Source organism: Streptomyces sp. NBC_00299 (genome assembly GCF_036173045.1).
GTDB classification, from domain to species: domain Bacteria; phylum Actinomycetota; class Actinomycetes; order Streptomycetales; family Streptomycetaceae; genus Streptomyces; species Streptomyces machairae.
Window position 1 is genome coordinate 3,196,054 of record NZ_CP108039.1, and the last position, 24,160, is coordinate 3,220,213.

Consider the following 24,160-nt stretch of genomic DNA (forward strand, 5'->3'; position numbering starts at 1 on the left):
CACGCACACTCATTGACCTGACTAGACCACTCCTCTTAGGTTCACCGGGCAGACAACCCCAGGCCACAACGACGTAGGCCCCAGGAGGTCATGCCCGTGCGCCCCACCGCCCGCCCCGTCCGAGCCGCCCGAACCACCCTCCGAACTCGCCCCGCCCTCCCCGCACTCCTCGCCCTCACCCTCGCCGCCGCAGGCACGCTCACCGCCTGTGGCGGGGGATCCGGCAGCGACCCCGACACCCTGAAGGTCTCCTTCAAGCAGTCCACGGACAACTCCATCAAGGTGATGGACACCTATCTCGCGGACATCAAGAAGCAGTTCGAGAAGGCGAACCCGGGCAAGAAGGTCGAGTTCGTGCCGATCAAGGCGCCGGACTCGGAGTACTACACCAAGCTCCAGCAGATGCTCCGCTCCCCCAAGACCGCCCCGGACCTGGTCTACGAGGACACGTTCCTCATCAACTCGGACATCACCAGCGGGTATTTGAAGCCGCTCGACCCGTACCTCGCCAAGTGGAAGGACTGGGGCCAGTTCATCGACACGGCGAAGGCGGCGGCCAAGGGGGAGGACGGGAAGACGTACGGCGTCCCGGACGGGACGGACACGCGGGGCCTGTGGTTCAGCAAGGACATCTTCAAGAAGGCCGGTCTGCCCGCCGACTGGCAGCCGAAGACCTGGGACGACGTCCTCGAAGCCGCCCGAGCGATCAAGAAGAAGGTCCCGGGTGTCACCCCCCTCAACGTCTACACCGGCAAGCCCGCCGGTGAGGCGGCGACCATGCAGGGCTTCGAGATGCTGCTCTACGGCACGAACGACGGCACCACGGACCCGCTCTATGACAAGGCGTCCAAGAAGTGGATCGCCGGCAGCCAGGGGTTCAAGGACGCCCTCGGGTTTGTGGAGACGGTCTACAAGGAGAAGCTGGGCCCGGACGTCTCGGACGCCCTCGACCCCAACTTCGGTACCCGTGTGCGCGGTGAACTGCTCCCCGAGGGAAAGCTCGGCATCGACCTCGACGGCTCCTGGCTCCCGCAGGACTGGCTGGAGGGCAGCGGCCACGAATGGCCCGAGTGGTCGCAGAAGCTGGGTCTCGCCCACATGCCCACCCAGAACGGCCAGGCCCCCGGCAAGGTGAGCATGTCCGGCGGCTGGACCTGGTCCATCCCGGCCAAGGCGGGCAACCCCGACCTGGCCTTCGAGTTCGTCAAGACGATGCAGACCAAGGCGAACGCCCAGAAGTGGTACATCGCCAACTCGGGCATCGCGGTGCGCAAGGACGTCGCGGCCGATCCCGCGTACGTCGACGCCCAGCCCGGCATCAAGTTCTTCACCGACCTCGTCGCGTCGACGCACTACCGGCCCGCCTACCCGGCGTACCCGAAGGTGTCCACCGCGATCCAGGAGGCGATGGAGGGCGTGACGACGGGTGACGCCTCGGTCGAGGACGCGGCCAAGTCGTACGACGAGGAGCTGAAATCGGCGACGGACGGCAAGGTGATCGAGAAGTGAGTCACCCCTCATGAAGACCGCCACCGGCCCCGGCCTCGCGAAGAGGCCGGGCCGGGCCCCCGCACCGGCCACGCCGGGCACCCGCCCTCGTCACGTCCCGTTCCTACGGGCCCTGCCCGTCACCCCCGCCGTCGTCCTCCTGCTCCTCTTCCTCGCCGGCCCCATCGCCTACTGCGCCTACATCGCCTTCACCGACCTCCAGCTCACCGGCCAGGCCGAGGACTCGTTCGTCGGTCTCGACAACTTCCGTGCGGCGTTCGACGACGAGGCGTTCCGCAACGCGGTCTGGCTGACCCTCGTCTTCACCGTCATCTCGGCCCTGCTCGGCCAGAACACCCTGGGCCTGGCCCTGGCCGCGCTGATGCAGCGGGCGTCGAAGCCCGTTCGCACGCTGGTGGGCGCCGTCGTCATCACGGCGTGGGTCCTGCCGGAGGTCGTCGCGGGCTTCCTGCTCTACGCCTTCTTCCGCCGCGAGGGCACCCTGAACGCGATCCTGGACTGGCTCCATCTCCCCACCCAGAACTGGCTGTTCACCCTCCCGATCCTGGCGGTGTCCTTCGCGAACGTCTGGCGCGGCACCGCCTTCTCGATGCTGGTCTACTCCGCCGCGCTGAACGAGATCCCCAAGGAGATCACCGAGGCGGCCGAGGTCGACGGCGCCGGCGGCTGGCGCCGCATGTGGCACATCACCCTCCCGATGATCCGCCGCTCCATCGGCACCAACCTCATGCTGATCACCCTCCAGACCCTGTCCGTCTTCGGCCTGATCTGGGTGATGACCAGGGGCGGTCCGGGCGGCAAGAGCCAGACACTGCCGCTGTTCATGTACGAGGAGGCGTTCCAGAAGAGCATGATCGGTTACGGCACGGCGGTCGCCCTCCTGCTCCTGGTGGTGGGCTCGTTGTTCTCGGTGGTCTACCTGCGTCTGCTGCGAACGGAGGTGTGACGCCGATGCCCCGCACTCTCTCGTCCCGGCGCACCTCGCACCGCCTGGCCGCCGACGCCGGCCTCCTGGTGGTGGCCGCGGCCTTCGTACTCCCGCTGGCGTGGGTGCTCCTCTCCTCGCTGGACACGAACGCCAACCTCCAGGTGAAGGTCCCGGACGGCGTCACGCTGGACAACTTCGACTCGGTCCTCACCCCGGAGATCACCTTCACACCGCTGCTGAACAGCCTGCTGCTGTGCGGCGGGGGCACGGCACTGACGGTCGCGTGCGCGGCGCTCGCCGCCTACCCGCTGTCACGGTTCCGGTCCCGCTTCAACCGCCCGTTCCTGCTCACGATCCTGTTCGCGACGAGCCTGCCGATCACGGCGATCATGGTGCCGGTGTACGCCCTGTTCGTGCAGGTGAACCTCATCGACACCATGGAGGGGACGATCTTCTTCTTCGCCGCCTCCCAACTGCCGTTCGCCATCTGGCTGATGAAGAACTTCATGGACGGGGTGCCGAAGGAACTGGAGGAGGCCGCCTGGACGGACGGGGCGTCGTCGCTCCAGTCGCTGGCGCGGATCGTGCTGCCGCTGATGGGGCCCGGGGTGGCGGTGGTGACGGTGTTCTCGTTCGTGATGATGTGGGGGAACTTCTTCGTCCCGTTCATGCTGCTGCTCACGCCGGACCAGATGCCGGCCGCGGTGAGCATCAACGAGTTCTTCGGGAATCGGGGGACGGTGGTGTACGGGCAGCTGGCGGCGTTCTCGATCATCTACTCGACGCCGGTGATTCTGCTCTATGTGCTGGTGGCGAGGCGGCTGGGCGGAGGGTTCGCGTTGGGCGGGGCGGTAAAGGGGTAGGCGCGTCCCGCGCGCGGCGAGCGTCGGGATTGAGCCGCCTGCCGTCCACCGCCACGGCGCCGGTACCCTCGCCGTCGGACGTACTCATCTTCGACGTCCGCCCGCATGCCCGACACCCACGCCATGCCCTCCCGGCGCACCGCCGGCGGACATCTGAAGATCGATACGCACGGCGCCTGCGAATATGCCCACCGAGGTTGCCATTCATGGCATGCCACCGCCCATCGGAGCGATCACCCGCCCATCGCCCGCGCAGCCCGTGACGGCCTCCGCCGGGCGTCGAACTCGCCGGTAGCCGTATCTTCCTACAATCCGTGATCCTGGCTGAACAGACCGTAGTCACCCCACTCCGGCCGCCCTACGTTGTGCCCCGTGCGCCGACCCCAAGCCCAACCGAACCAGCCCCCCAACCGCTCCAGCCGCCGTACCCCGCCCACTCCCCCCTTCAACGCCCCCGCCGCCCGCAGACTGCGCGCCGCTCTCAACATGCGGCCCGAGCACGTCGCCTACGGCATGCGAACCTCGTACGGACTCCCCTACGTCACCGAGGACCTCGTCATCGCCTGGGAACGTGAGATCGCCTCACCGGACAACAGCGAGCTGACCGCTCTGGCGGGCGTGCTGTGGTGCTCGCCCAGTGAACTGCTCGGCAAGCCTCGGACCTTGCGCGAACACCGCATCGCCCGCGGCCTCGCCCCCGAGGACGTGGCCCGTACCGTCGGGCACGACCTCGGCACGTACCTCCGCATGGAGGAGAGCGACGACTGGCAGGGCACCGACCGGCAGTCCGCCGCCCTCGCCGAGATCCTCGGCCTGACGGTGCCGGACTTCATCACCGTCACCGGCCGGGACGCGAAGCTCGCCGACTTGCTGCGCAGTGCCGTGACGACGCGCTGGCAGGCGTATGTACGCCCCGTCGGGAAGATGGTGCCCCTGGACCGGCGTGTCCTGGAGGACGCCCTTCAGGAGCTGCACCAGAACTACCAGGGGCAGATGACCGCCACGCTCAGCTGGGGCGGGGGCGGCAGTGACTCCAGCGCGGCCGGCCGTGAGTTCCTGGACCGGATCGTGGAGCACTTCTGGAGGACCGTCCAAGGGGATGCCCCCTGACGTCTCAGTGATTGTTCTCCAGGTGCGGCTTCAGCAGATCGATCTAGAACACCGACTCCGCCTCTTCCATGCGGTCCTTCGGCACCGTCTTCAGTTCGGTCACCGCCTCCGCAAGCGGCACCATGACGATGTCGGTCCCGCGCAGCGCGGTCATCCTGCCGAACTGGCCCTGGTGGGCCGCCTCCACCGCGTGCCAGCCGAAGCGGGTGGCGAGGACGCGGTCGTACGCCGTGGGCACACCGCCGCGCTGGACGTGGCCGAGGATGACCGGCTTGGCCTCCTTGCCGAGGCGGCGCTCCAGCTCGAACGCCAGCGCGGTGCCGATGCCCTGGAAGCGCTCGTGGCCGAACTGGTCGATGTCGCCCTTGCCGTAGTCCATGGTGCCGTCGGCCGGGTGGGCGCCCTCGGCGACGCAGATCACCGCGAACTTCTTGCCGCGCGCGAAGCGCTCCTCGACCATCGAGACGAGGAGGGCGGGGTCGAAGGGGCGCTCGGGCAGGCAGATGCCGTGGGCGCCCGCCGCCATGCCGGACTCCAGCGCGATCCAGCCCGCGTGGCGGCCCATGACCTCGACGACCATCACGCGCTGGTGGGACTCGGCCGTCGTCTTCAGCCGGTCCATGGCCTCGGTGGCGACGCCGACCGCGGTGTCGAAGCCGAACGTCCGGTCCGTGGACGAGATGTCGTTGTCGATGGTCTTCGGTACGCCGACCACCGGCAGGCCGGCGTCCGACAGCATGCGGGCCGCCGTCAGCGTGCCCTCGCCGCCGATCGGGATCAGCGCGTCGATGCCGAAGTCGCGGGCGATGTCGGGGGCGCTCTCGCAGGCCTCGCGCAGCCGGTCGCGCTCCAGGCGGGACGAGCCCAGGATGGTGCCGCCGCGGGCCAGGATGCCGCTGACCGCCTCCAGGTCGAGGCTGCGGTAGTGGCCGTCCAGCAGGCCCGCGTACCCGTCCTCGAAGCCGATCACCTCGTCGCCGTACTGTGCGACGGCACGGTGCACGACCGACCGGATCACGGCGTTCAGGCCGGGGCAGTCGCCGCCTGCGGTGAGGACTCCGATACGCATCGTGCTGTGTCTCCTGCTCGCTGTTGATACCGGTGAGCCAGTCCGATTGTTTCATGTCCCGAGGGGGATGTCGGGCCCACGAACCTGACGGGCGCCTTATCTACCGGCAAGGGTATTGTCAAGAGGGTTTCGCTCACCCTGGTGGGCGATTTTGCGGCCCCCCAGACGAAACGGAGAGCACGCGTGACGCGCAGCGTGTACGTGACCGGCATCGACCGCGGCGACGGCCGCCAGGTCGTCGAACTGGGAGTGATGGAGCTCCTGACCCGGCAGGTCGACCGGGTGGGGGTGTTCCGGCCGCTGGTCCACCACGTCCCCGACCGTCTGTTCGAGTTGCTGCGCGCCCGCTACCGCCTCTCGCAGGACCCGGCGACGGTCTACGGCATGGACTACCACGAGGCGTCCGCCCTGCAGGCCGAGCGCGGCACGGACGAGCTGGTCTCCACGCTCGTCGACCGCTTCCACGCCGTCGCCCGCGCATACGACGTGGTCCTCGTCCTCGGCACCGACTACTCCGACACCCAGCTCCCGGACGAGCTCTCCCTCAACGCCCGGCTCGCCAACGAGTTCGGCGCGTCCGTGATACCCGTCGTGGGCGGCCGCAAGCAGGCCGCCGAGTCGGTGCTCGCCGAGACGCGCAACGCCTTCCGGGCATACGAGGGCCTTGGCTGTGACGTGCTCGCCATGGTCGCCAACCGGGTCGCCCGGGACGACCGGGACGAGATCGCCCAGGCGCTGCGGTCGCGGCTGCCGGTGCCCTGCTACGTCGTCCCGGACGAGCCCGCCCTCGCCGCGCCGACCGTCTGGCAGATCGCCCAGGCCCTGGACGCGAAGGTCCTGCTCGGCGACGACTCGGGGCTCGCGCGTGACGCCCTGGACTTCGTGTTCGGCGGCGCCATGCTGCCGAACTTCCTCAAGGCCCTGACCCCGGGCTGCCTCGTCGTCACCTCGGGCGACCGCGCCGACCTGGTCGTCGGCTCGCTGGCCGCGCACAGCGCCGGCACCCCGCCGATCGCCGGCCTCCTGCTCACCCTGGACGAGCGCCCCGGCGACGAGATCCTCACCCTCGCCGCCCGCCTCGCCCCGGGCACCCCGGTGCTCTCGGTGCCCGGCTACAGCTTCCCCACCGCGGAGCAGCTCTTCGCCATGGAGGGGAAGTTGAACGCGGGCACCCCGCGCAAGGCGGAGACCGCCCTCGGCCTCTTCGAGCGGTACGTCGACACCGTCGACCTGCTGAAGCGGGTCTCGGCGCCGAGCAGCGACCGGCTCACGCCGATGATGTTCGAGCACAAGTTGCTGGAGCAGGCCCGCTCGGACATGCGCCGCATCGTGCTGCCCGAGGGCACCGAGCCGCGCGTTCTGCACGCCGCCGAGGTGCTGCTGCGCCGCAATGTCTGCGACCTCACCCTCCTCGGGCCGGTCGACCGGATCCGCAAGCAGGCCGCCGACCTCGGCATCGACCTGGGCGACACCCAGCTGATCGATCCGGCGACCAGCGAGCTGCGCGACACCTTCGCCGAGAAGTACGCCCAGCTGCGCGCCCACAAGGGCGTGACGGTGGAGCTGGCGTACGACGTCGTCTCCGATGTGAACTACTTCGGCACGCTGATGGTGCAGGAGGGCCTCGCGGACGGCATGGTCTCCGGGTCCGTGCACTCCACTGCGGCGACCATCCGCCCGGCCTTCGAGATCATCAAGACCAATCCCGACGCCGACATCGTCTCGTCCGTCTTCTTCATGTGCCTGGCCGACCGCGTGCTCGTCTACGGCGACTGCGCCGTGAACCCCGACCCGAACGCCGAGCAGCTGGCCGACATCGCCATCCAGTCGGCGGCCACCGCCCAGCGGTTCGGCGTGGAGCCGCGCATCGCGATGCTGTCGTACTCGACGGGTACGTCGGGCTCGGGCGCCGACGTCGACAAGGTGCGCGAGGCGACGGAGCTGGTGCGCGAGCGGCGGCCCGACCTGAAGACCGAGGGGCCGATCCAGTACGACGCCGCCGTCGAGCCGTCGGTCGCGGCCACCAAGCTGCCGGAGTCCGAAGTCGCCGGCCAGGCAAGCGTGTTGATCTTCCCTGACCTCAACACCGGCAACAACACCTACAAGGCCGTGCAGCGCTCGGCCGGCGCGATCGCGGTGGGCCCGGTGCTGCAGGGTCTGCGCAAGCCGGTCAACGACCTGTCCCGGGGCGCCCTGGTCCAGGACATCGTGAACACCGTGGCGATCACCGCCATTCAGGCCCAGTCCCCCGCCCTGTCCCCCACCGAGAAGGCCACCGCCCAGTGACCGCGACCCGCGTCCTCGTCCTCAACTCCGGCTCCTCGTCGGTGAAGTACCAGCTGCTCGACATGCGCGACAGCAGCCGGCTCGCCGTGGGCCTCGTCGAGCGCATCGGCGAGGAGACCTCCCGGCTCAAGCACACGCCGCTGGCGAGCGGCGGCGAGGCCCGCGAGTGGACCGGGCCGATCGCCGACCACGACGCCGCCCTGAAGGCCGTCTCGGCGGAGCTCGCCAAGGACGGCCTCGGGATCGACTCGCCCGAGCTGGCCGCGATCGGCCACCGGGTCGTGCACGGCGGCAAGCAGTTCACCGAGCCGACCGTCATCGACGACGCCGTACTCGCCGAGATCGAGCGGCTCATCCCGGTGGCCCCGCTGCACAACCCGGCCAACCTCACCGGGATCCGTACGGCCATGGGGCTGCGCCCGGACCTGCCCCAGGTCGCCGTCTTCGACACCGCGTTCCACACCACGATGCCGGAGTCGGCCGCCCGCTACGCGATCGACGTGGAGACCGCCGACCGGCACCGGATACGCCGCTACGGCTTCCACGGCACCTCGCACGCGTATGTCTCCCGGGCCACGGCGAAGCTGCTGGGCAAGGCGCCCGAGGACGTGAACGTCATCGTGCTGCACCTCGGCAACGGCGCGTCCGCGTCCGCCGTACGGGGCGGCAAGTGCGTGGACACCTCCATGGGGCTGACGCCTTTGGAGGGGCTCGTGATGGGTACGCGATCCGGTGACACCGATCCCGCCGTCATCTTCCATTTGGCGCGTGTTGGCGAAATGTCCATCGCGGAAATCGACACTCTTCTCAACAAGAAGAGCGGATTGATCGGCCTGTGCGGCGACAACGACATGCGGGAGATCCGCCGGCGGATCGACGAAGGTGACGAGCGGGCCCAATTGGCCTTCGACATCTACATTCACCGACTGAAGAAGTACATCGGCGCCTATTACGCGGTGCTCGGCAGGGTGGACGCGATCGCGTTCACGGCCGGCGTGGGCGAGAACGCGGCACCGGTGCGGGAAGCCGCCGTGGCGGGCCTGGACCAACTGGGCCTCGCGGTGGACGCCGGGCTGAACGCCGTACGCGGTGACGAGCCGCGGCTGATCTCGCCCCCGGGCGCGCGGGTGGCGGTCGCGGTGGTGCCGACGGATGAAGAACTGGAGATCGCGACGCAGACCTACGCACTGGTCGGGGAGAACACCGTTGAAGCAACGGCCGAGTAACACGGCTGAGCATTACGCAGCTCATTTGTATCTTCCGCCAGACGGAATATTCCGCGGCGAAACAAACCGATAGGATCGTCCCATGCGCCGTTCGAAAATCGTCTGTACTCTCGGCCCCGCGGTCGACTCCCATGAACAGCTCGTCGCGTTGATCGAGGCGGGCATGAATGTGGCCCGCTTCAACTTCAGCCACGGCACGCACGAAGACCACCAGGGCCGCTACGAGCGGCTCCGGGCCGCCGCCCAGGAGACCGGGCGTGCCATCGGCGTGCTCGCCGACCTGCAGGGCCCCAAGATCCGCCTGGAGACCTTCGCCGAGGGCCCGGTCGAGCTGGAGCGCGGTGACGAGTTCGTCATCACGACCGAGGACGTCCCGGGCGACAAGTCCATCTGCGGAACCACCTACAAGGGCCTGCCGGGCGACGTCTCGCGCGGCGACCAGATCCTCATCAACGACGGCAACGTCGAGCTGAAGGTCCTGGACGTCGAGGGCCCGCAGGTGCGGACGATCGTCATCGAGGGCGGCGTCGTCTCCGACCACAAGGGCATCAACCTGCCCGGCGCGGCCGTGAACGTGCCGGCGCTGTCCGAGAAGGACGTCGAGGACCTGCGGTTCGCGCTGCGCATGGGCTGCGACATGGTCGCGCTGTCCTTCGTCCGGGACGCCAACGACGTGCAGGACGTGCACAAGGTCATGGACGAGGTCGGCCGCCGCGTCCCGGTCATCGCCAAGGTGGAGAAGCCGCAGGCGGTGGCGAACATGGAGGACGTCGTGCTGGCGTTCGACGCCGTGATGGTCGCGCGTGGCGACCTGGCCGTCGAGTACCCGCTCGAGAAGGTCCCGATGGTGCAGAAGCGGCTCATCGAGCTGTGCCGCCGCAACGCCAAGCCGGTGATCGTGGCGACCCAGATGATGGAGTCGATGATCACCAACTCCCGCCCGACCCGCGCCGAGGCCTCCGACGTGGCCAACGCGATCCTGGACGGCGCCGACGCGGTCATGCTGTCCGCGGAGTCGAGCGTTGGCGCGTACCCGATCGAGACCGTCAAGACGATGTCGAAGATCGTCACCGCGGCCGAGCAGGAGCTTCTGTCCAAGGGCCTGCAGCCGCTGGTGCCGGGCAAGAAGCCCCGCACCCAGGGTGGTTCGGTGGCCCGTGCCGCCTGCGAGATCGCCGACTTCCTCGGCGGCAAGGGCCTGGTCGCCTTCACCCAGTCCGGCGACACCGCCCGCCGCCTGTGCCGCTACCGCGCGGCCCAGCAGATCATCGCGTTCACCACGGACGAGTCCACGCGCAACCAGATGACGCTCAGCTGGGGTGTCGAGCCGCACGTCGTCCCGTTCGTCAACAGCACCGACGAGATGGTCGACCTGGTCGACCAGGAGATCGTCAAGCTCGGTCTGTTCAACGAGGGCGACATCGTGGTCATCACCGCCGGCTCCCCGCCCGGCGTCCCCGGCACCACCAACATGGTCCGCGTCCACCACCTCGGCGGCCGCCCGCGGGACTGACCGCACGGGCCGCTCTGAGGCCCTGCTACGACATGGAGGGCGCCCCCTGCCGGCAGGGGGCGCCCTCGTCCGTGTGTGCGCACAGGTGGCTCAGCGCCTCGTACATCGCCGGCACCTGACGGGGTGCACAGCCGTGGCCCGGCCCTCGCTTGGAGGACCGGGCCACGGCCGGTTGTGCGGCTCCCGAACGGGTCTGTGGGGGCGCCTGATCGAGGCGCCCCGGCTCAGTCGGTCGTGAAGTTGTGCAGTCCGGGCACGTGCAGGGTGCCGCCGAACTGGCCGGCCTGGGTGACCTTCACCTTCGTGAAGTAGATCAGCGGGATGTTCAGCGGCGGCGGGTGCTCCGGGTCGAACGTCACCGGGATCAGACCCAGCAGGTTGCCGGAGATGCTCTCGGTGTACATCACCGTCTTGCCGTTGCGGATCGTGGACGTCGAGCCCTCGGCCGCCTGCACGTGGTAGGTCTTGCCGGACTGCTTGTCCTTGACCGTCTGGTGCAGGTCGCCGATGTCGGTGCCGTCGGAGATGACGTACTTCAGCACCTTCTTGGTGGTGCCGTTGGCCGTCTTCACCTTGACGATGCCCTGGTAGTCGGCGCCCTTGAGCAGCAGCGAGCTGGCGTTCAGGAACCACGGGTCGTCGGGCAGCGGCACGGGGTTGTCGACGCCGCCCTCCTCGTCCGTGGCGGCCGGGCAGTTCTCCGGGTCCGTGGTGGAGCTCGCGGACGGGCTCGGCGTGGCGGTGGCCTCGTCGGCCGCCTCCTGGGCCGCCTCGGTGGTGTCCTCGGCCGCCTCGGACGCCTTGTCGGTGGCGCCCTCGACGGTGTCCTTCACCGCGTCGGTGGCCTTGTCGGCGGTCTCCTTGACGGGGTCGGACGACTCGGAGGTGTCCGTGCCGGACGTGCCGGAATCGGCGGATCCGGAGGACGTCTCCTCGCTCGCGCTTGCGGAGGGCGTCGGCGTCGGGCTCGCGGACTCCTCGTCCTTCGCACCGCCCGTGAAGATGCCCTCGATGGCGTCGCCGATGTCCTCCAGCACGTTGCCGCCGCTCTCGGACGGCGAGGGGGAGGCCGTGGCCGAGTCGCCGGACTGGGCCTCGCCCGCCTTGCTCGGCGACGGGGTCGGCGTGGGCTCGGCCGCGTCGTCGGAACCTGAATCCGACGAGGAGGAATCGCCCGCGGAGTCCGAAGAACCCGACGTGTCCGAGGAGCCGGAGTTGTCCGAGGAGTCCTGGTCGGAGGAGGCCGACGGGGTCGGCTCGGCCGCTTCGTCCGTCTCGTCCTTGTCCGTGGACTCACTGGCGCTGGGGGACGCGGACGCCGAGGCGTCGTCCTCCAGTGCCGCCACGCACTCCTTGTACTCGTCCGCGGTGAGGCTGTTGGACGTCGGCTTCGTGGCGTTGTCGCTGTCGGCCTGCGCGAGCGTGGGCGTGAAGCCCATGCCCATCAGGACCGCCGTCGGCATCGCCGCCAGGGCTATCGCCTTGCCGGCCGGCATCTGAAACCTGGTGAACAGCGGCTTCTTGGGCGCCGCGTGACGCGGCCCGGTTCTCACACGGGACTTGTCCACCTCAGTCCCGTGGGTCACCTCGTCAGCCGGCACTGTGCCTCCCGTTCGCCCCGTTCGCCGGGCTCGTTCCTGACAGATCGTTCGGCTCGCCCACCACGGGCTTGAGGATCGTGGTGTCGGGGTCCGAGGCACCCGCGGGTGCGCTCTCCCCGCCCGTCGTGTCCGGCTGTGCCGGCTGCGCGTCGGAGTCCCGGGCGGGCACCCACGACACGGCCATGGCCCCGCCGACGAGGGCGAGGAGGAAGCCGATCAGGAAGCCGCCGAGGTTGGACAGCGGGATGGACACCAGCGCCAGCAGGATCGCCGCGACGCCCGCGAAGGTGCGGACGTGCTTCTGGAACCAGAGAGTGAAGCCGAGGACGACGAGCAGCACACCGATGATCAGGGAGCTGGAGCCCCCCGCGGTCTGCATCGCCAGCGTCAGATGGCCGATCTGGAGGTTCGCGTATGGGAAGTAGGCGATGGGGAGTCCGCCGAGCATGACGAACAGACCGGCCCAGAACGGCCGCGTACCCCGCCAGGCAGCGAACTGCGTCCTGCGGTGGGCGAACTGGCCGGATACGGCAGGAGTCTCGGCGCTCATGGAAAACAGCTCCCTGCTACGGCTTGCTGTGATGGTGGTGCGGTGGTGGTGAGTTGTGGTGCATGTGACCGCTTGTGAAGAAAGCGGGCGGAGAGTGGACGGGCGGGGGTGCCATCGGCTCCCCCGCCCGTCAGTGAGTGCTTAGTAGCACTCCTTGACACCCGTCGACAGCGACATCTTCAGACCGCTGAGCTTGAAGGTTCCGGCGGTGGTCGCCCACGCCGTCTGCTTCACGTTGCTCAGCGTGGCCTTGTCGGCCTGCTGGGCGAAGCCGAAGGGGTTGGCCTGCTCGCCGCCGCCCTTCATGCCCGGACCCTTGTTGGCGTCCTTGGCGGCCACACCGATGTCGATGTTCTCGAACGTGGCGTCGGCCTCAAGGTCGGCCACGTCGATGTACAGGTTCTTGGCCTCGACCGGCTTGTCACCCTGGCCCGCCCGAAGGATCAGGCTGACGCTCCCGAGGATCGGGATGTCGGGGGTGACAACGGACTGGCACATGTTGGTGATCGTCGCGGACTCGAACCCCGAGACGGCGACGGGGTGAACCGTCTTCTTGCCGGAGAGCGTGTAGCCCTCGTCAAGAGCGCCGTACTGCGAGAAGCCATTACCGACGAGCTTGTCGGTCGTGACCTTGAACGACTGCCCGGAGACACTGAACGACGCGGCGAGAGCGCCCTGCGCGAGGGCGACACCTATCGCAGCCGTGGCGGCGACGCTGGGCACCATGACCACAGCGAACCGCTTCCATCTGGTCCCGCCACGCACCTGGGACTCCATATTTCCTCCTTCTCGGACGTACATCTCCTGGCCCTGGCTGCCACTGTCAGCTCGACGGCTCAGCCGGGCAGGGATGGGAGAAGTGCTACGTCCTCGGAAAGGAGAGCGCCCGTCCTCGGAGGCGCGAACCGCGCACCGATCACCGGCGATCACCCCCGAGCGACAACCACTGGTCGCGCCTGACACGCATCACGCACAACCTTGCTGGACAGGCTTCGCCGGGTGGGCGAAGACCCCCCTGTCCAAGAGCCGGCGCCACTGCCGCCGGCTCTGCTCGGTGGGGACCCAGGAACTCCCGTGACCCAACCGGCTGTCGGGGTGCGGGAATGGACCGAGCGTGGCCGATCGTGGTGCATTCTCGCCGCCCGCACAAGGGGCTTCGTTACTCGGTAGTAACGGGCGGATAACCGAACAACGACCTGCCGGTCTCGGACAGCGACGCAGGGTGGTGTCGGGCGACCGGACAAGTCCATTAATCACCGGACAGATTCCGACAGAATGACGGCTTCGACTTACCCGCAGTAACTGCGGCCGCGATTACCAAGATTTGGTAAAGCGCGGCCGCTCTGATGCCCTCCAGGGCAATCCCTTCACTCGGGCAACACGCGCCCTCGCGTTTAGTTACTGGTCAGAACGGGGCCACCGCCCCGCTCGAAGCCCCGGTCAGAACAGGGCGCGGGCCAGTGCCCGGCGGGCCGCGGCCACGCGCGGGTCCTCGCCGCCCACGACCTCGAAGAGCTCCAGCAGCCGGAGCCGTACGGCGTCCCGGTCGTCACCCACAGTGCGCTGCACGGTCTCGATGAGCCGTCCGAAAGCGTCCTCGACATGGCCGCCCACCAGGTCCAGGTCGGCGGCGGCGATCTGCGCCTGCACATCGGCCGGCTTCTCGGCGGCGTCCTTGCGCACCTGCTGGGGGTCGAGACCCTGCACGCGCTGCAGCAACTCGGCCTGCGCGAGACCCAGTTTGGCCTCCATGTTCGCCGGGTCCTCGCTCAGCACGTTCTTGTAGGCCTGGACGGCACCGCCGAAGTCGCCCGCGTCCAGGGCCTGTACGGCGGCCTCCAGCAACGCGTCGTACGGGCCGGCCGGCGCGGCGGGAGCGGACTGGGCGCCCCCGGGCTCGGCGTCCGGGTCGACGGTGAGGCCGGTCAGGCCGAAGCGCTGCTCGGCGACGGCGACGAGCTGGTCCAGCGTCTCGCGGATCTGCGCCTCACCTGCGGCGCCCTGGAAGAGCGGCAGCGCCTGTCCGGCGACGACGGCGAACACGGCCGGAATCCCCTGTACGCCGAACTGCTGCATCAGCATCTGGTTGGCGTCGACGTCGATCTTGGCGAGCATGAACCGCCCGGCGTACTCGACGGCGAGCCGCTCCAGCAGCGGGCTGAGCTGCTTGCAGGGCTCGCACCACTCGGCCCAGAAGTCGATGACGACGGGCACCTCGGCGGACCGCTGCAGGACGTCCCGCTCGAACCCCGCCTCATCCACATCGATGACGAGGTCGGCGGGCGACACGGCCCCTCCCCCGCCCTGCCGGGCGGACTCGGCACGCGCCTGCTCCGCCTTCGCCTTGGCCTCCTGGGCCGCCTTCACCGCGGCGAGGTCGACGACTCCGCTCATGGACATGTTCCGTGGCTGCATGCGTCTATCCTCCCCCGATCCGCCCGCGCATGTGAAAAACGGTCCGAAAGCCGGTCCGGTCCGCTGCTGTTCGACGCCGGGTCCCCACCCGCGTCAGTGGTCATCGCTTTCGCTACGACTCGTAGCGTAATGGCAGAGCGGGGTTCCGGAACACCACCATCCCGTGATCTCCCTCACGACCACACAGGAACCCCCCGGATATGGTCATGGGATGCAGAGCCGCACCACCGCCCCCCGTCCCGGCCGCCCGCGCAGCGCCGCCGCGGACGCCGCGATCCTGGCTGCGACGCGCGAGGCTCTGGTCGAACTGGGCTGGTCCAAGCTCACTTTGGGAGACGTGGCAACACGCGCGGGGGTTGCAAAGACGACGCTTTATCGCCGCTGGTCCGGCAAGAACGAGCTGGTGGTCGACGCGGTGGCCGAGCTCTTCGACGAGCTGGAGCTCCCCGACCGCGGCTCCCTGGCCGCCGACATCGAGGGCGTGGTCCTGCAGTTCGCGGCGATTCTGGCCCGCCCGGAGGCCAAGAGCGGGCTGATGGCGGTGGTCGCCGAGTCGACCCGCGACGACGCCCTGCGCGAGCGCATCCGCCAGTCCATCGTCGAGCGCCAGAAGGGCCTGGTCCTGCAGGGGCGCTGCCGGGCCCAGGAACGCGGCGAGCTCCCCCCGGAGACGGATGATCCGGAGGAAGCGGCGCGCACCGTGGACCTGATCTTCGACGTGGTGGCGGGTGCGGTGGTGCACCGCACCCTGGTCAGCGCGGAGCCGGCCGACGAGGAGTGGGTGCACGGCTTCACGCGCGTGCTGCTCCTCGGCCTCACCGGCGCCGCGTAGAGCTGTGCGGGGTCAGAACCCCGGCGGCTCCGTGTACACCCCCCACTCGGCCCGCAGCACGCCGCAGATCTCGCCCAGCGTCGCCTCGGCCCGAACCGCGTCCAGCATCGGCTCGATCATGTTGGACCCGTCGCGGGCGGCGGCGATCATCGCGTCGAGCGCGGTGCGCACGGCCGCGTCGTCCCGGGCGTCGCGGCGGGCGCCCAGCACCCGTACCTGCTCCCGCTCCACCTCGTGGCTGACCCGCAGGATCTCCAGGTCGCCGGTGACGGAGCCGGTGTGGGCGTTGACCCCGACGACCCTCTTGTCGCCCTTCTCCAGCGACTGCTGATACCGGAACGCCGACTCGGCGATCTCCCCGGTGAACCAGCCGTCCTCGATGCCCCGCAGGATCCCGGACGTGATCGGCCCGATGGGGTGCCGGCCGTCGGGGTGCGCCCGCAGCCCGCGCTCCCTTATCTGCTCGAAGATCTTCTCGGCGTCGGCCTCGATGCGGTCGGTCAGCTGCTCGACGTACCACGCACCGCCCAGCGGGTCGGCCACGTTGGCGACCCCGGTCTCCTCCATGAGGACCTGCTGGGTGCGCAGGGCGATCTCGGCGGCCTGCTCGGAGGGCAGGGCGAGGGTCTCGTCGAGGGCGTTGGTGTGCAGCGAGTTCGTCCCGCCGAGCACGGCGGCGAGCGCCTCCACGGCCGTACGGACGACGTTGTTGTACGGCTGCTGGGCGGTCAGCGAGACACCGGCGGTCTGCGTGTGGAAGCGCAGCCACTGCGCCTTGTCGCTCTTCGCCCCGTACACGTCCCGCATCCAGCGCGCCCAGATACGACGGGCGGCCCGGAACTTGGCGATCTCCTCGAAGAAGTCGAGGTGCGCGTCGAAGAAGAAGGACAGCCCGGGGGCGAACACGTCGACGTCCAGCCCGCGCGAGAGCCCCAGCTCGACGTACCCGAACCCGTCCGCCAGCGTGTACGCCAGCTCCTGCGCGGCCGTCGCTCCGGCCTCGCGGATGTGGTAGCCGGAGACGGACAGCGGCTTGTAGGCGGGGATGCCGGCCGCGCAGTGCTCCATGAGGTCGCCGATGAGGCGCAGGTGCGGCTCGGGCTGGAAGAGCCACTCCTTCTGGGCGATGTACTCCTTGAAGATGTCGGTCTGCAGCGTGCCGTTGAGCACAGCCGGGTCGACACCCTGGCGCTCGGCGGCCACCAGGTACATGCAGAAGACGGGCACGGCCGGTCCGCTGATGGTCATGGAGGTCGTCACGTCACCGAGCGGGATGTCCTTGAACAGGACCTCCATGTCGGCGGCCGAGTCGATGGCGACACCGCAGTGCCCGACCTCGCCCAGCGAGCGCGGGTCGTCGGAGTCGCGGCCCATGAGCGTCGGCATGTCGAAGGCGACCGAGAGACCGCCTCCGCCGTTGCCGAGGATCATCTTGTACCGCTCGTTGGTCTGCTCGGCGTTCCCGAACCCGGCGAACTGCCGGATGGTCCACGTCCGCCCTCGGTAGCCGGTCGGATACAGCCCGCGCGTGAAGGGGTACTCCCCGGGCCATCCGATCCGCTCGAAGCCCTCGTACCTGTCCCCAGGCCTGGGCCCGTACACCGGCTCCACGGGGTCCCCGGAGAGCGTGGTGAAGTCGGCCTCGCGCTTGCGCGAAGCGTCGTAGCGGGCCTGCCAGCGACGGCGGCCCTCCTCGATGGCGTCAGCGTCCATGCTTCAAATTTACTAGGACGTCCAAGTAAATGTCGATGGCAGACCGCCGTACGCACGCGTACGGCGGTGTCGTCAGGCCTTGGCGACAGCCGGCGCAGGGTCCCCGACCAGCGGTTCGACCTCTCGTGTGACCTTGCGCTCCACGAAGAAGGCGGCGAGGGGAATGGTCCCGGAGAGCAGCACCCACAGCAGCTTGCCGAACGACCACTTGGCCTTGGAGCCGAGGTCGAAGGCGAAGACCAGGTAGATGATGTAGAGGAAGCCGTGGACCTGGGAGACGGCGAAGGTGACGTCCTCGCCCATGTCGAAGCCGTACTTGAACACCATGCAGGTGCACAGGACGAGCAGCATCACGGCGGTGACGTAGGCCATCACCCGGTAGCGGGTCAGGACGCTCTTCTTCATGCGAAGAGCGTAACCAGGCGTTCCGGGAGATCTTGCCGCGGCCCCCGGCCGCGAAGTCAGCTCTCGTCGAAGTCGTGGGCCGCCACCCGCAGCGGGCGCAGCATCGCGAAGATCTCCGCGCACTCCTCGGCGTCGTACGCCCCGAGCCCGAAGTCCATGGCCATCAGGTCGCGGGTGGCCGCCTCGACGACCTCCCGGCCCTTGTCGGTGATGGAGGCGAGCGTGCCGCGCCCGTCGTTGGGGTTGGGCCGTTTGTCGACCAGACCCGACTTGACCAGCCGGTCGACGGTGTTCGTCACGGACGTGGGGTGCACCATGAGCCGCTCGCCGATCTTGGACATCGGCAGTTCCCCGGCCTTGGAGAAGTTGAGCAGCACCAGTGCCTCGTACCGCGCGAACGTCAGCCCGTACGGCTTGACCACCGCGTCCACCTCGGCCAGCAGGATCTGCTGTGCGCGCATGATCGAGGTGATGGCGGCCATGGACGGCACGTTTCCCCAGCGCTGCTTCCAGAGTTCGTCGGCGCGGGCGATGGGGTCGAAGGGAAGACTGAGCGGCTTCGGCACGGCACCGACCTTACCGGCCGGTCACATGCTGGTCAGCCCCGTCTCGCCCTTCGGTCCCCTGCCCTGCCGCCGCGCTACTCGGCCACCAGGTCCCGGACCTGGAAGGCCCCTGTCCACCGGTCGTCGTGCAGACAGGCGTTCATCGGCTCGACCAGCAGCTGGTGGTCGGGGTCGGTCCGCCACCGTTTGACGGCGTCCATGCTCTCCCACTCGCTGGTGAGCAGCCATCGAGCGGGATCGTCGAGGGAGCGGCACAACTGTTCGCCGAGGTGCCCGGGGGCACGCGCGGCACGTTCGCGCACGCCTTGATAGGAGTCCACGAAGTCCGCTTCCCGGCCCTCGCGCACATGCAGCAGCCGAACGACCCGCACGCGTTCCATGGTGCTCACGTCAGGACGGGTCGAGGACGACCGGCAGTTCCGCGAGTCCGCGGAACGCGGGGAACGGCACGGTCATCCAGCGCGCTTCCTCCGGTGCCACGGCCAGAGCCATCTGCGGGTGCCGCCGGAACAGGGTGGCGAGGGCGAGCTGGATCTCCAGCCGGGCAAGCGGTGCGCCGGCGCAGTAGTGCGGGCCGTAGCCGAAGGCTAGATGCGCCGCCTGGGCGTTCGGGCGCTGGACGTCCAGCTCGTTCGGGTCGGCGAACACCTCCGGGTCACGGTTGGCGCCGGTGATCGAGATCTGGACGAGCGCACCCTTGGGGATGAGCTGGTCGCGGATGACGATGTCCTCCTTCGCCCAGCGGAAGGTGGAGTTCTCCACGGAGCTCTCGAAGCGGAAGATCTCCTCGATCGCCGCGGCCAGGGAGGCGTCGTCCCGCAGTGCGAGCCGCTTCTGCTCCGGGCGGCTGAGCAGGTGGTAGACGGTGTTGCCGATCTGGTACGCCGTCGTCTTGTGGCCCGCGAAGAGGAGCACCCACGCCGTGGACACGAGTTCGCTGTCGGTGAGCGCGCCTTCCTGGTCCTTGGCCGTGACGAGCGCGCTGAGCAGACCCGAGTCCGGCGCCTTCCGCTTTCGCGCGCACAGGTCCACCAGATACTCGCGGAGATTTCCCTCGGCGATTTCCAGAGCCTTTCTCGCCTCCGGCCCGAAACCGGTCTGCGCGACGGTCGCCGACCATTCCTGAGCCTGTGTGCGCTCGTTTTCCGGGACGCCCAGGAGTTCACAGATCACCTGCAGCGGCAGCGGGAAGCAGAACTCCGGGAGCAAATTAAACGGACCGGACGTCGGACATTGATCCAGCAGCCCGTCGCTGATCTCCTGGATCCGGGTGCGCAGCGATTCCACCCTTTTCGGAGTGAACGTACTGCCGACGATCCTGCGCAGCCTCGTGTGCTTCGGCGGGTCCGAGAACAGCATGTTGTCGTCCAGCGCGATCGACGAGTCACCGAAGATGCGGTGGTAGGCGTCGATGGCGCCGTACATGTCCTTGCTCAGCCGGGGGTCGGCCAGCGCGGCGCGGCTGTCGTCGTACCGCGTGATGAGGTACGTCTCGACGCCGTGCGGCGGCGACATCGGGCAGACGGGTGCCGTTTCCCGCAGCGTGGCGTACACGGGATGCGGGTTGGCGCGGAACTCCCGGCTGCACGCCGCGGCCGCGGCCGCGGCTTCTTCGCGCGACAGTGCCCCGGATTCCTCGGATGCGAAAGCTTGCGTCATGACTGTCCCCGGGTAGGCGTGGATTCCGGCGGTCGGATTCCGTCGGTCAGTGCCACCGTTTCCCGGGCGGCACCACGCCGCAAACGGCACTGCGCCAAACGGGTCGGGTCGCCGGAGGACGTGTGGACCGGAGTCCGAACTGGTAAACATCGACGACGTGAGCGGACACGAAGCGGAATCTGTACCAGTTCTCATCGTCGGCGGATCCCTGGTGGGTCTTTCCACTTCGGTATTCTTGGGGCGCCTCGGAATTGAGCACATGCTCGTGGAGCGGCATGCCGGGACATCGACGCATCCGCGCGGCCGTGGCAACAACGTGCGCACCATGGAGATTTACCGGACCGCCGGCCTGGAGTCGGGCATCCGGGAGGCGGCCCGCGTGCTCTCCGGGAACGACGGCATCCTCCAGGTGGACAAGCTCACCGGGAAGGAACGCCGCTGGATCATCGGGGACATCTCCGGCGGCATGGACATCTCCCGGGTCAGTTCCGCGGACTGGTGCCTGTGCAGTCAGAACGACCTGGAGCCCGTGCTGTTGAGCTACGCCCGCGAGCAGGGTGCCGACATCCGCTTCAGCTCGGAGCTGCTCTCCTTCACGGAGACCGGGGACGGAGTGCAGGCCCGGGTCAGGAACCGGGAGACCGGTGAGACCTACACCGTGAACGCCGACTTTCTGGTGGCCGCCGACGGTCCCAGAAGCCCCATCCGCAACCACCTGGGGATCGGCCAGTCGGGGCCGGGCGAGCTGTTCCACAACGTCAGCGTCACCTTCCGCAGCAGGGCGCTGAAGAAGTACGTCGGAGAGAAGCGATTCGTCGTCTGCTATGTCACCGACCCCGACGGGGAGGGTGCACTGCTCCCGGTGGACAACGAGGAGCGCTGGGTGATCCACGTTCCCTGGTATCCCGACCGGGGCGAGGACCTGGAGGACTTCACCGACGAGCGGCTCTCCGCCCACATCCGCGCTGCCGTCGGCGCCTCGGACATCGACGTCGAGATCACCGGCAAGGCCCCGTGGCACGCGTCGAAGCGGGTCGCGGACAGCTACGGCGAGGGCCGGGTCTTCCTGGCCGGCGACTCGGCCCACGAGATGCCGCCCACCGGGGCGTTCGGCTCCAACACCGGCATCCAGGACGCTCACAACCTCGCCTGGAAACTGGCCTCGGTGCTGCGCGGCTGGGCCGGCCTGCCGCTCCTCGAGTCCTACGAGCGGGAGCGGCGGCCCGTCGCCCTCGCGACCGGCACACGCGCGTGCGTCCAGGCGGCCGACGAACAGCACCCGGGGTTCAGCCCCGCCGCGGGACGCAACAACGACCCGGCGGACCTGATGACCGTCGCCCTCTGTTACCGGTACGCGTCGAACGCCGTGGTGGGCGCCCACCCGGAGCAGCCGATCGTCCCCGACACGTTCCAGCTGGGCGGCGAACCGGGCAGCCGTGCGCCGCACATGTGGGTCGTGCGAGGGGGCGGCAGGATCTCCACGCTCGATCTGTACGAGCGCTCCTTCGTGCTGCTCGCCGGCTCCGGCGGACAGAAGTGGCGGACCGCGGTGGAGAAGGCCTCCCTGAACCTGGGCGTCCCGGTCGAGGCGTACCTCGTGGGCACGGGGCCCGACCACGACCTCGTCCCCGACACGGACGCCGACTGGGCGGAGCTGCACGGCACGGCCGAGGACGGCGCCGTCCTGGTCCGCCCGGACGGCTTCGTCGCCTGGCGGGCGGACGCCGCGATGCCGGACGCCGACCGCGTCCTGACGAACGTGCTGCAGACCCTGCTCTGCCGCGACTGAACCCCCGTGAACCCCCGTCACCCCTGAACACCCCACACCGAGGACGTTGTTATGACCCTTGCCGGACGCATCGACGTCCACCACCACTTCACCGCCCCGGCCTGGCTGGACTGGGCCGAGGAGCGGGGCGTCGTCAGCCGCGAGAAGCTCCCCTGGTGGACCCGGTGGGACCTGAACGCGGCACTGGAGGTCATGGACAAGAACGGCATCGGCACGTCCGTCATGACCGTCGCGATGCTGGGCCGGTTCCGTGAGCGCGCCGAGCGCCAGGAGAGCGCACGCGTCGCCCTGCGGGCGGCGGCCGACGTCGTCGAGTCCAACCCCGCGCGCTTCGCCTTCTTCACGCCCGTCTTCCTCGACGACCTGGAGCTCTCCTCGTGGAGCGTGCGCCACGGCCTCGACGAGCTCGGTGCCGTCGGGGTGAGCACGCGCACGAGCGTCAACGGCGTCTTCCTGGGCGACGAGTCGCACGACCGTCTCCTGCAGGAGCTGAACGAGCGGTCCGCGGTCATCAGCACGCACCCCATGGAGGTGCAGGCCGGGAAGGACGGTGACGCGGGGCTGCCGGGGATGCCGCCCTTCGTGTGCGACTTCCTGCTGGACACCACCCGCGCGGCCATCAACCTCATCCGCAACGGCACCCTGGACCGCTACCCGAACCTCAGCTTCGTCCTGCCGCACGGAGGGGGCTTCCTCCCCTACATGGCCACCCGCCTCGAACTGTTCGGCGGACGCATCAACCCGCCGATCGAGGCCGACCGGGTCCGTGACTACCTGCACCGGTTCTACTTCGACACGGCGGGCCCCATGTCGCCGTCCGCCACACCCACTCTGCTGGCGACGGTGGACCCCGACCGCATCCTCTTCGGCACGGACTGGCCGCCCACCCCCGCGCATGTCATCACCGACAGCGTGACCCCCGCGCTGGACGGCGATCCCTTCCTCTCGGAGCAGCAGCTCCAGGGCATCAACCGGGAGAACGCGCTGCGGCTGATGCCGGGGCTCGCCCGTCGGTGACCGGCCGCACGACAAAGCCGCCGCCCGCGCCTGTCCGGCGCGGGCGGCGGCTTTGTCGCTCTCAGCCCTTCGACCTCAGCTCTTCGACCAGTGGTAGAAGCGCTGCGCCATCGCGTCCTTCGGACTCCGCCAGGTCTGCGGGTCGTACGGGCTGACGAACGCCTCGAGCTTCCTGCTGATGTCGACGAACTCGGGGTGCCCGGCCACCTTAGCGATGGCGGGGCCCGGGTCCTGCTCGGCCTCGATGAAGTGCATGTACACATCGCCGAACTGGAACAGCGAACGCTGGGTCACCCCGACGAGGTGCGGGAGTTCGCCCCGGTCGGAGGCCGCGAAGACGCCCGCGATGTCCGAGGCGGACTGCGGGGCCATCCTGGCGACGATCAGTGCGTGGTGCATGCGGCCTCCACACGGTCGCGGATGAGGGCCATCTGGATGGGCGAGTTGCGGTTGATGATGTCCGTCATCCCGGCGTCGTCCACCGGCGCGTCGGGCTTCATGGCGAAGTCCTGCGTCCAGTGCATCCGGGTGCCGGCCGGGGTCTCCTCGTACTCCCACACGATGTTCATGTACTCGAAGGGGCCGGTCTCGACCCTGCGGGCGCGCACGACGAGCTTCTCGCGGTCGGCGACCCGCTCCGAGACCCAGCTCCACACCTTGCCGTTCTCATCGGGGTGCATGGTCAGGCGGAAGGTCACCGTGTCGCCCTCGCGGGACAGCACGTCGCAGGACGCGTACTCGCTGAACAGCTGGGGCCAGCGCTCCAGGTCGTTCGTCATGTCCCAGACGAGGTCGACGGGAGCGGCGATGGTGATTTCGTTCTCGGTGTGTCCGGCCACTTCAGGCTCCTGTCGTGAGGCTGCCGTTGACGAGGTCGAGGAAGGCGCGGGGGCTCTTGCAGCGCTCCGCGTCGGTGGGCAGTGCCTGGCCGTGCCGGTTCTCCAGCTCGCCCACGATGCCGAGGAGACCGAGCGAGTCGAGCCCGAACTCGGAGAAGGGCGTCTCCGCCCGGGCTTCGAGGTCGTGCGCGTCGACGGACACACCGGCGGCCTGCTTCATCAGCGCGGCCAGCTCGGCGACGGTCACTTGGTTCACTCCGGTGGTCATGA

General features: G+C 69.0%; 23 protein-coding genes. 10 read left to right on the forward strand and 13 right to left on the reverse strand.

The window, feature by feature from the left end; all coding sequences use genetic code 11:
• Positions 1–90: 90 nt before the first annotated feature.
• The 4 genes from OHT51_RS13850 (at position 91) to OHT51_RS13865 (ending at position 4,410) form a co-directional block, all read left to right on the forward strand.
• Positions 91–1,509: an extracellular solute-binding protein gene (locus tag OHT51_RS13850; protein ID WP_328879238.1), complete on the forward strand. Its 1,419-nt coding sequence runs from the start codon at positions 91–93 to the stop codon at positions 1,507–1,509.
• A 10-nt stretch (positions 1,510–1,519) separates the two neighbouring features.
• Positions 1,520–2,455 carry a carbohydrate ABC transporter permease gene (locus OHT51_RS13855; protein WP_328879239.1) on the forward strand — a complete coding sequence of 312 codons (936 nt, stop codon included), beginning with the start codon at positions 1,520–1,522 and terminating at the stop codon, positions 2,453–2,455.
• A gap of 5 nt (positions 2,456–2,460) precedes the next feature.
• Positions 2,461–3,300 carry a carbohydrate ABC transporter permease gene (locus tag OHT51_RS13860; protein ID WP_328879240.1) on the forward strand — a complete coding sequence of 280 codons (840 nt, stop codon included), beginning with the start codon at positions 2,461–2,463 and terminating at the stop codon, positions 3,298–3,300.
• A gap of 372 nt (positions 3,301–3,672) precedes the next feature.
• Positions 3,673–4,410, forward strand: coding sequence for an XRE family transcriptional regulator (locus OHT51_RS13865; RefSeq protein WP_443052474.1), 738 nt, complete (start codon positions 3,673–3,675; stop codon positions 4,408–4,410).
• A 43-nt stretch (positions 4,411–4,453) separates the two neighbouring features.
• Here OHT51_RS13865 and OHT51_RS13870 read toward each other — a convergent pair whose 3' ends face one another.
• Positions 4,454–5,479, reverse strand: coding sequence for an ATP-dependent 6-phosphofructokinase (locus OHT51_RS13870; protein ID WP_328879241.1), 1,026 nt, complete (start codon positions 5,477–5,479; stop codon positions 4,454–4,456).
• Positions 5,480–5,662: 183 nt separating this feature from the next.
• On the opposite strand from OHT51_RS13870, the gene pta reads away from it, so the two are divergent.
• The 3 genes from pta to pyk all read left to right on the forward strand — a co-directional run bounded on the left by pta (position 5,663) and on the right by pyk (position 10,504).
• Complete coding sequence (pta, locus tag OHT51_RS13875) at positions 5,663–7,765, forward strand: phosphate acetyltransferase (protein WP_328879242.1); 2,103 nt, start codon at positions 5,663–5,665, stop codon at positions 7,763–7,765.
• Positions 7,762–8,991, forward strand: a complete 1,230-nt coding sequence (locus tag OHT51_RS13880) for an acetate kinase (RefSeq protein ID WP_328879243.1) — start codon at positions 7,762–7,764, stop codon at positions 8,989–8,991. The genes pta and OHT51_RS13880 overlap by 4 nt, the downstream gene beginning before the upstream one ends.
• An 82-nt stretch (positions 8,992–9,073) precedes the next feature.
• Positions 9,074–10,504, forward strand: a complete 1,431-nt coding sequence (gene pyk, locus OHT51_RS13885; RefSeq protein ID WP_328879244.1) for a pyruvate kinase — start codon at positions 9,074–9,076, stop codon at positions 10,502–10,504.
• A 224-nt stretch (positions 10,505–10,728) separates the two neighbouring features.
• Here pyk and OHT51_RS13890 read toward each other — a convergent pair whose 3' ends face one another.
• The 4 genes from OHT51_RS13890 to OHT51_RS13905 all read right to left on the reverse strand — a co-directional run bounded on the left by OHT51_RS13890 (position 10,729) and on the right by OHT51_RS13905 (position 15,070).
• Complete coding sequence (locus OHT51_RS13890; protein ID WP_328879245.1) at positions 10,729–12,105, reverse strand: hypothetical protein; 1,377 nt, start codon at positions 12,103–12,105, stop codon at positions 10,729–10,731.
• Positions 12,095–12,655, reverse strand: coding sequence for a DUF6114 domain-containing protein (locus OHT51_RS13895; RefSeq protein WP_328879246.1), 561 nt, complete (start codon positions 12,653–12,655; stop codon positions 12,095–12,097). The genes OHT51_RS13890 and OHT51_RS13895 overlap by 11 nt, the downstream gene beginning before the upstream one ends.
• 141 nt (positions 12,656–12,796) lie before the next feature.
• Positions 12,797–13,432 carry a DUF6230 family protein gene (locus tag OHT51_RS13900; protein WP_328879247.1) on the reverse strand — a complete coding sequence of 212 codons (636 nt, stop codon included), beginning with the start codon at positions 13,430–13,432 and terminating at the stop codon, positions 12,797–12,799.
• A 663-nt stretch (positions 13,433–14,095) separates the two neighbouring features.
• Positions 14,096–15,070 carry a tetratricopeptide repeat protein gene (locus tag OHT51_RS13905; RefSeq protein ID WP_328879248.1) on the reverse strand — a complete coding sequence of 325 codons (975 nt, stop codon included), beginning with the start codon at positions 15,068–15,070 and terminating at the stop codon, positions 14,096–14,098.
• Positions 15,071–15,281: 211 nt separating this feature from the next.
• Here OHT51_RS13905 and OHT51_RS13910 point away from each other — a divergent pair, with 211 nt between their 5' ends.
• Positions 15,282–15,902, forward strand: coding sequence for a TetR/AcrR family transcriptional regulator (locus tag OHT51_RS13910; protein ID WP_328879249.1), 621 nt, complete (start codon positions 15,282–15,284; stop codon positions 15,900–15,902).
• Between the two features lie 12 nt (positions 15,903–15,914).
• Here the strand turns inward: OHT51_RS13910 and OHT51_RS13915 are convergent, their stop codons facing one another.
• The 5 genes from OHT51_RS13915 to OHT51_RS13935 form a co-directional block, all read right to left on the reverse strand.
• A complete protein-coding gene (locus OHT51_RS13915) occupies positions 15,915–17,615 on the reverse strand; it encodes an acyl-CoA mutase large subunit family protein (protein WP_328879250.1) in 1,701 nt (566 codons plus the stop codon).
• Between the two features lie 72 nt (positions 17,616–17,687).
• Positions 17,688–18,020: a DUF3817 domain-containing protein gene (locus tag OHT51_RS13920; RefSeq protein WP_328879251.1), complete on the reverse strand. Its 333-nt coding sequence runs from the start codon at positions 18,018–18,020 to the stop codon at positions 17,688–17,690.
• Positions 18,021–18,076: 56 nt separating this feature from the next.
• Complete coding sequence (locus tag OHT51_RS13925; protein ID WP_328423301.1) at positions 18,077–18,586, reverse strand: MarR family winged helix-turn-helix transcriptional regulator; 510 nt, start codon at positions 18,584–18,586, stop codon at positions 18,077–18,079.
• Positions 18,587–18,660: 74 nt separating this feature from the next.
• A complete protein-coding gene (locus OHT51_RS13930; protein WP_328884317.1) occupies positions 18,661–18,966 on the reverse strand; it encodes an antibiotic biosynthesis monooxygenase family protein in 306 nt (101 codons plus the stop codon).
• A 10-nt stretch (positions 18,967–18,976) separates the two neighbouring features.
• Positions 18,977–20,245, reverse strand: a complete 1,269-nt coding sequence (locus OHT51_RS13935) for a cytochrome P450 family protein (protein WP_328879252.1) — start codon at positions 20,243–20,245, stop codon at positions 18,977–18,979.
• A gap of 157 nt (positions 20,246–20,402) precedes the next feature.
• Between OHT51_RS13935 and OHT51_RS13940 the strand changes: the two genes are divergently transcribed.
• Positions 20,403–22,034, forward strand: coding sequence for an FAD-dependent oxidoreductase (locus tag OHT51_RS13940; RefSeq protein ID WP_328879253.1), 1,632 nt, complete (start codon positions 20,403–20,405; stop codon positions 22,032–22,034).
• A 51-nt stretch (positions 22,035–22,085) separates the two neighbouring features.
• Entirely contained in the window at positions 22,086–23,051 is a 966-nt protein-coding gene (locus OHT51_RS13945) for an amidohydrolase family protein (protein ID WP_328879254.1), read from the forward strand.
• Positions 23,052–23,126: 75 nt separating this feature from the next.
• Here the strand turns inward: OHT51_RS13945 and OHT51_RS13950 are convergent, their stop codons facing one another.
• The 3 genes from OHT51_RS13950 to OHT51_RS13960 are packed head-to-tail and all read right to left on the reverse strand — an operon-like array spanning position 23,127 to position 24,158.
• Entirely contained in the window at positions 23,127–23,450 is a 324-nt protein-coding gene (locus tag OHT51_RS13950; RefSeq protein WP_328879255.1) for a TcmI family type II polyketide cyclase, read from the reverse strand.
• Complete coding sequence (locus OHT51_RS13955) at positions 23,435–23,890, reverse strand: SRPBCC family protein (protein WP_328879256.1); 456 nt, start codon at positions 23,888–23,890, stop codon at positions 23,435–23,437. Before OHT51_RS13955 ends, OHT51_RS13950 begins: the two co-directional genes overlap by 16 nt.
• Before the next feature lies 1 nt (position 23,891).
• A complete protein-coding gene (locus OHT51_RS13960) occupies positions 23,892–24,158 on the reverse strand; it encodes an acyl carrier protein (protein ID WP_328879257.1) in 267 nt (88 codons plus the stop codon).
• Positions 24,159–24,160 lie beyond the last annotated feature (2 nt).

What these genes read in the sequence shown, in the direction of transcription:
- OHT51_RS13910 (WP_328879249.1), top strand. Translation starts at nt 15,282, where the DNA reads ATGCAGAGCCGCACCACCGCCCCCCGTCCCGGCCGCCCGCGCAGCGCC.
- pyk (WP_328879244.1), top strand. Translation starts at nt 9,074, where the DNA reads ATGCGCCGTTCGAAAATCGTCTGTACTCTCGGCCCCGCGGTCGACTCC.
- OHT51_RS13860 (WP_328879240.1), top strand. Translation starts at nt 2,461, where the DNA reads ATGCCCCGCACTCTCTCGTCCCGGCGCACCTCGCACCGCCTGGCCGCC.
- OHT51_RS13930 (WP_328884317.1), bottom strand. Translation starts at nt 18,966, where the DNA reads ATGGAACGCGTGCGGGTCGTTCGGCTGCTGCATGTGCGCGAGGGCCGG.
- OHT51_RS13895 (WP_328879246.1), bottom strand. Translation starts at nt 12,655, where the DNA reads ATGAGCGCCGAGACTCCTGCCGTATCCGGCCAGTTCGCCCACCGCAGG.
- OHT51_RS13945 (WP_328879254.1), top strand. Translation starts at nt 22,086, where the DNA reads ATGACCCTTGCCGGACGCATCGACGTCCACCACCACTTCACCGCCCCG.
- OHT51_RS13915 (WP_328879250.1), bottom strand. Translation starts at nt 17,615, where the DNA reads ATGGACGCTGACGCCATCGAGGAGGGCCGCCGTCGCTGGCAGGCCCGC.
- OHT51_RS13950 (WP_328879255.1), bottom strand. Translation starts at nt 23,450, where the DNA reads ATGCACCACGCACTGATCGTCGCCAGGATGGCCCCGCAGTCCGCCTCG.
- OHT51_RS13900 (WP_328879247.1), bottom strand. Translation starts at nt 13,432, where the DNA reads ATGGAGTCCCAGGTGCGTGGCGGGACCAGATGGAAGCGGTTCGCTGTG.
- OHT51_RS13920 (WP_328879251.1), bottom strand. Translation starts at nt 18,020, where the DNA reads ATGAAGAAGAGCGTCCTGACCCGCTACCGGGTGATGGCCTACGTCACC.
- OHT51_RS13870 (WP_328879241.1), bottom strand. Translation starts at nt 5,479, where the DNA reads ATGCGTATCGGAGTCCTCACCGCAGGCGGCGACTGCCCCGGCCTGAAC.
- OHT51_RS13905 (WP_328879248.1), bottom strand. Translation starts at nt 15,070, where the DNA reads ATGCAGCCACGGAACATGTCCATGAGCGGAGTCGTCGACCTCGCCGCG.
- OHT51_RS13855 (WP_328879239.1), top strand. Translation starts at nt 1,520, where the DNA reads ATGAAGACCGCCACCGGCCCCGGCCTCGCGAAGAGGCCGGGCCGGGCC.
- OHT51_RS13935 (WP_328879252.1), bottom strand. Translation starts at nt 20,245, where the DNA reads ATGACGCAAGCTTTCGCATCCGAGGAATCCGGGGCACTGTCGCGCGAA.
- OHT51_RS13850 (WP_328879238.1), top strand. Translation starts at nt 91, where the DNA reads ATGCCCGTGCGCCCCACCGCCCGCCCCGTCCGAGCCGCCCGAACCACC.
- OHT51_RS13960 (WP_328879257.1), bottom strand. Translation starts at nt 24,158, where the DNA reads ATGACCACCGGAGTGAACCAAGTGACCGTCGCCGAGCTGGCCGCGCTG.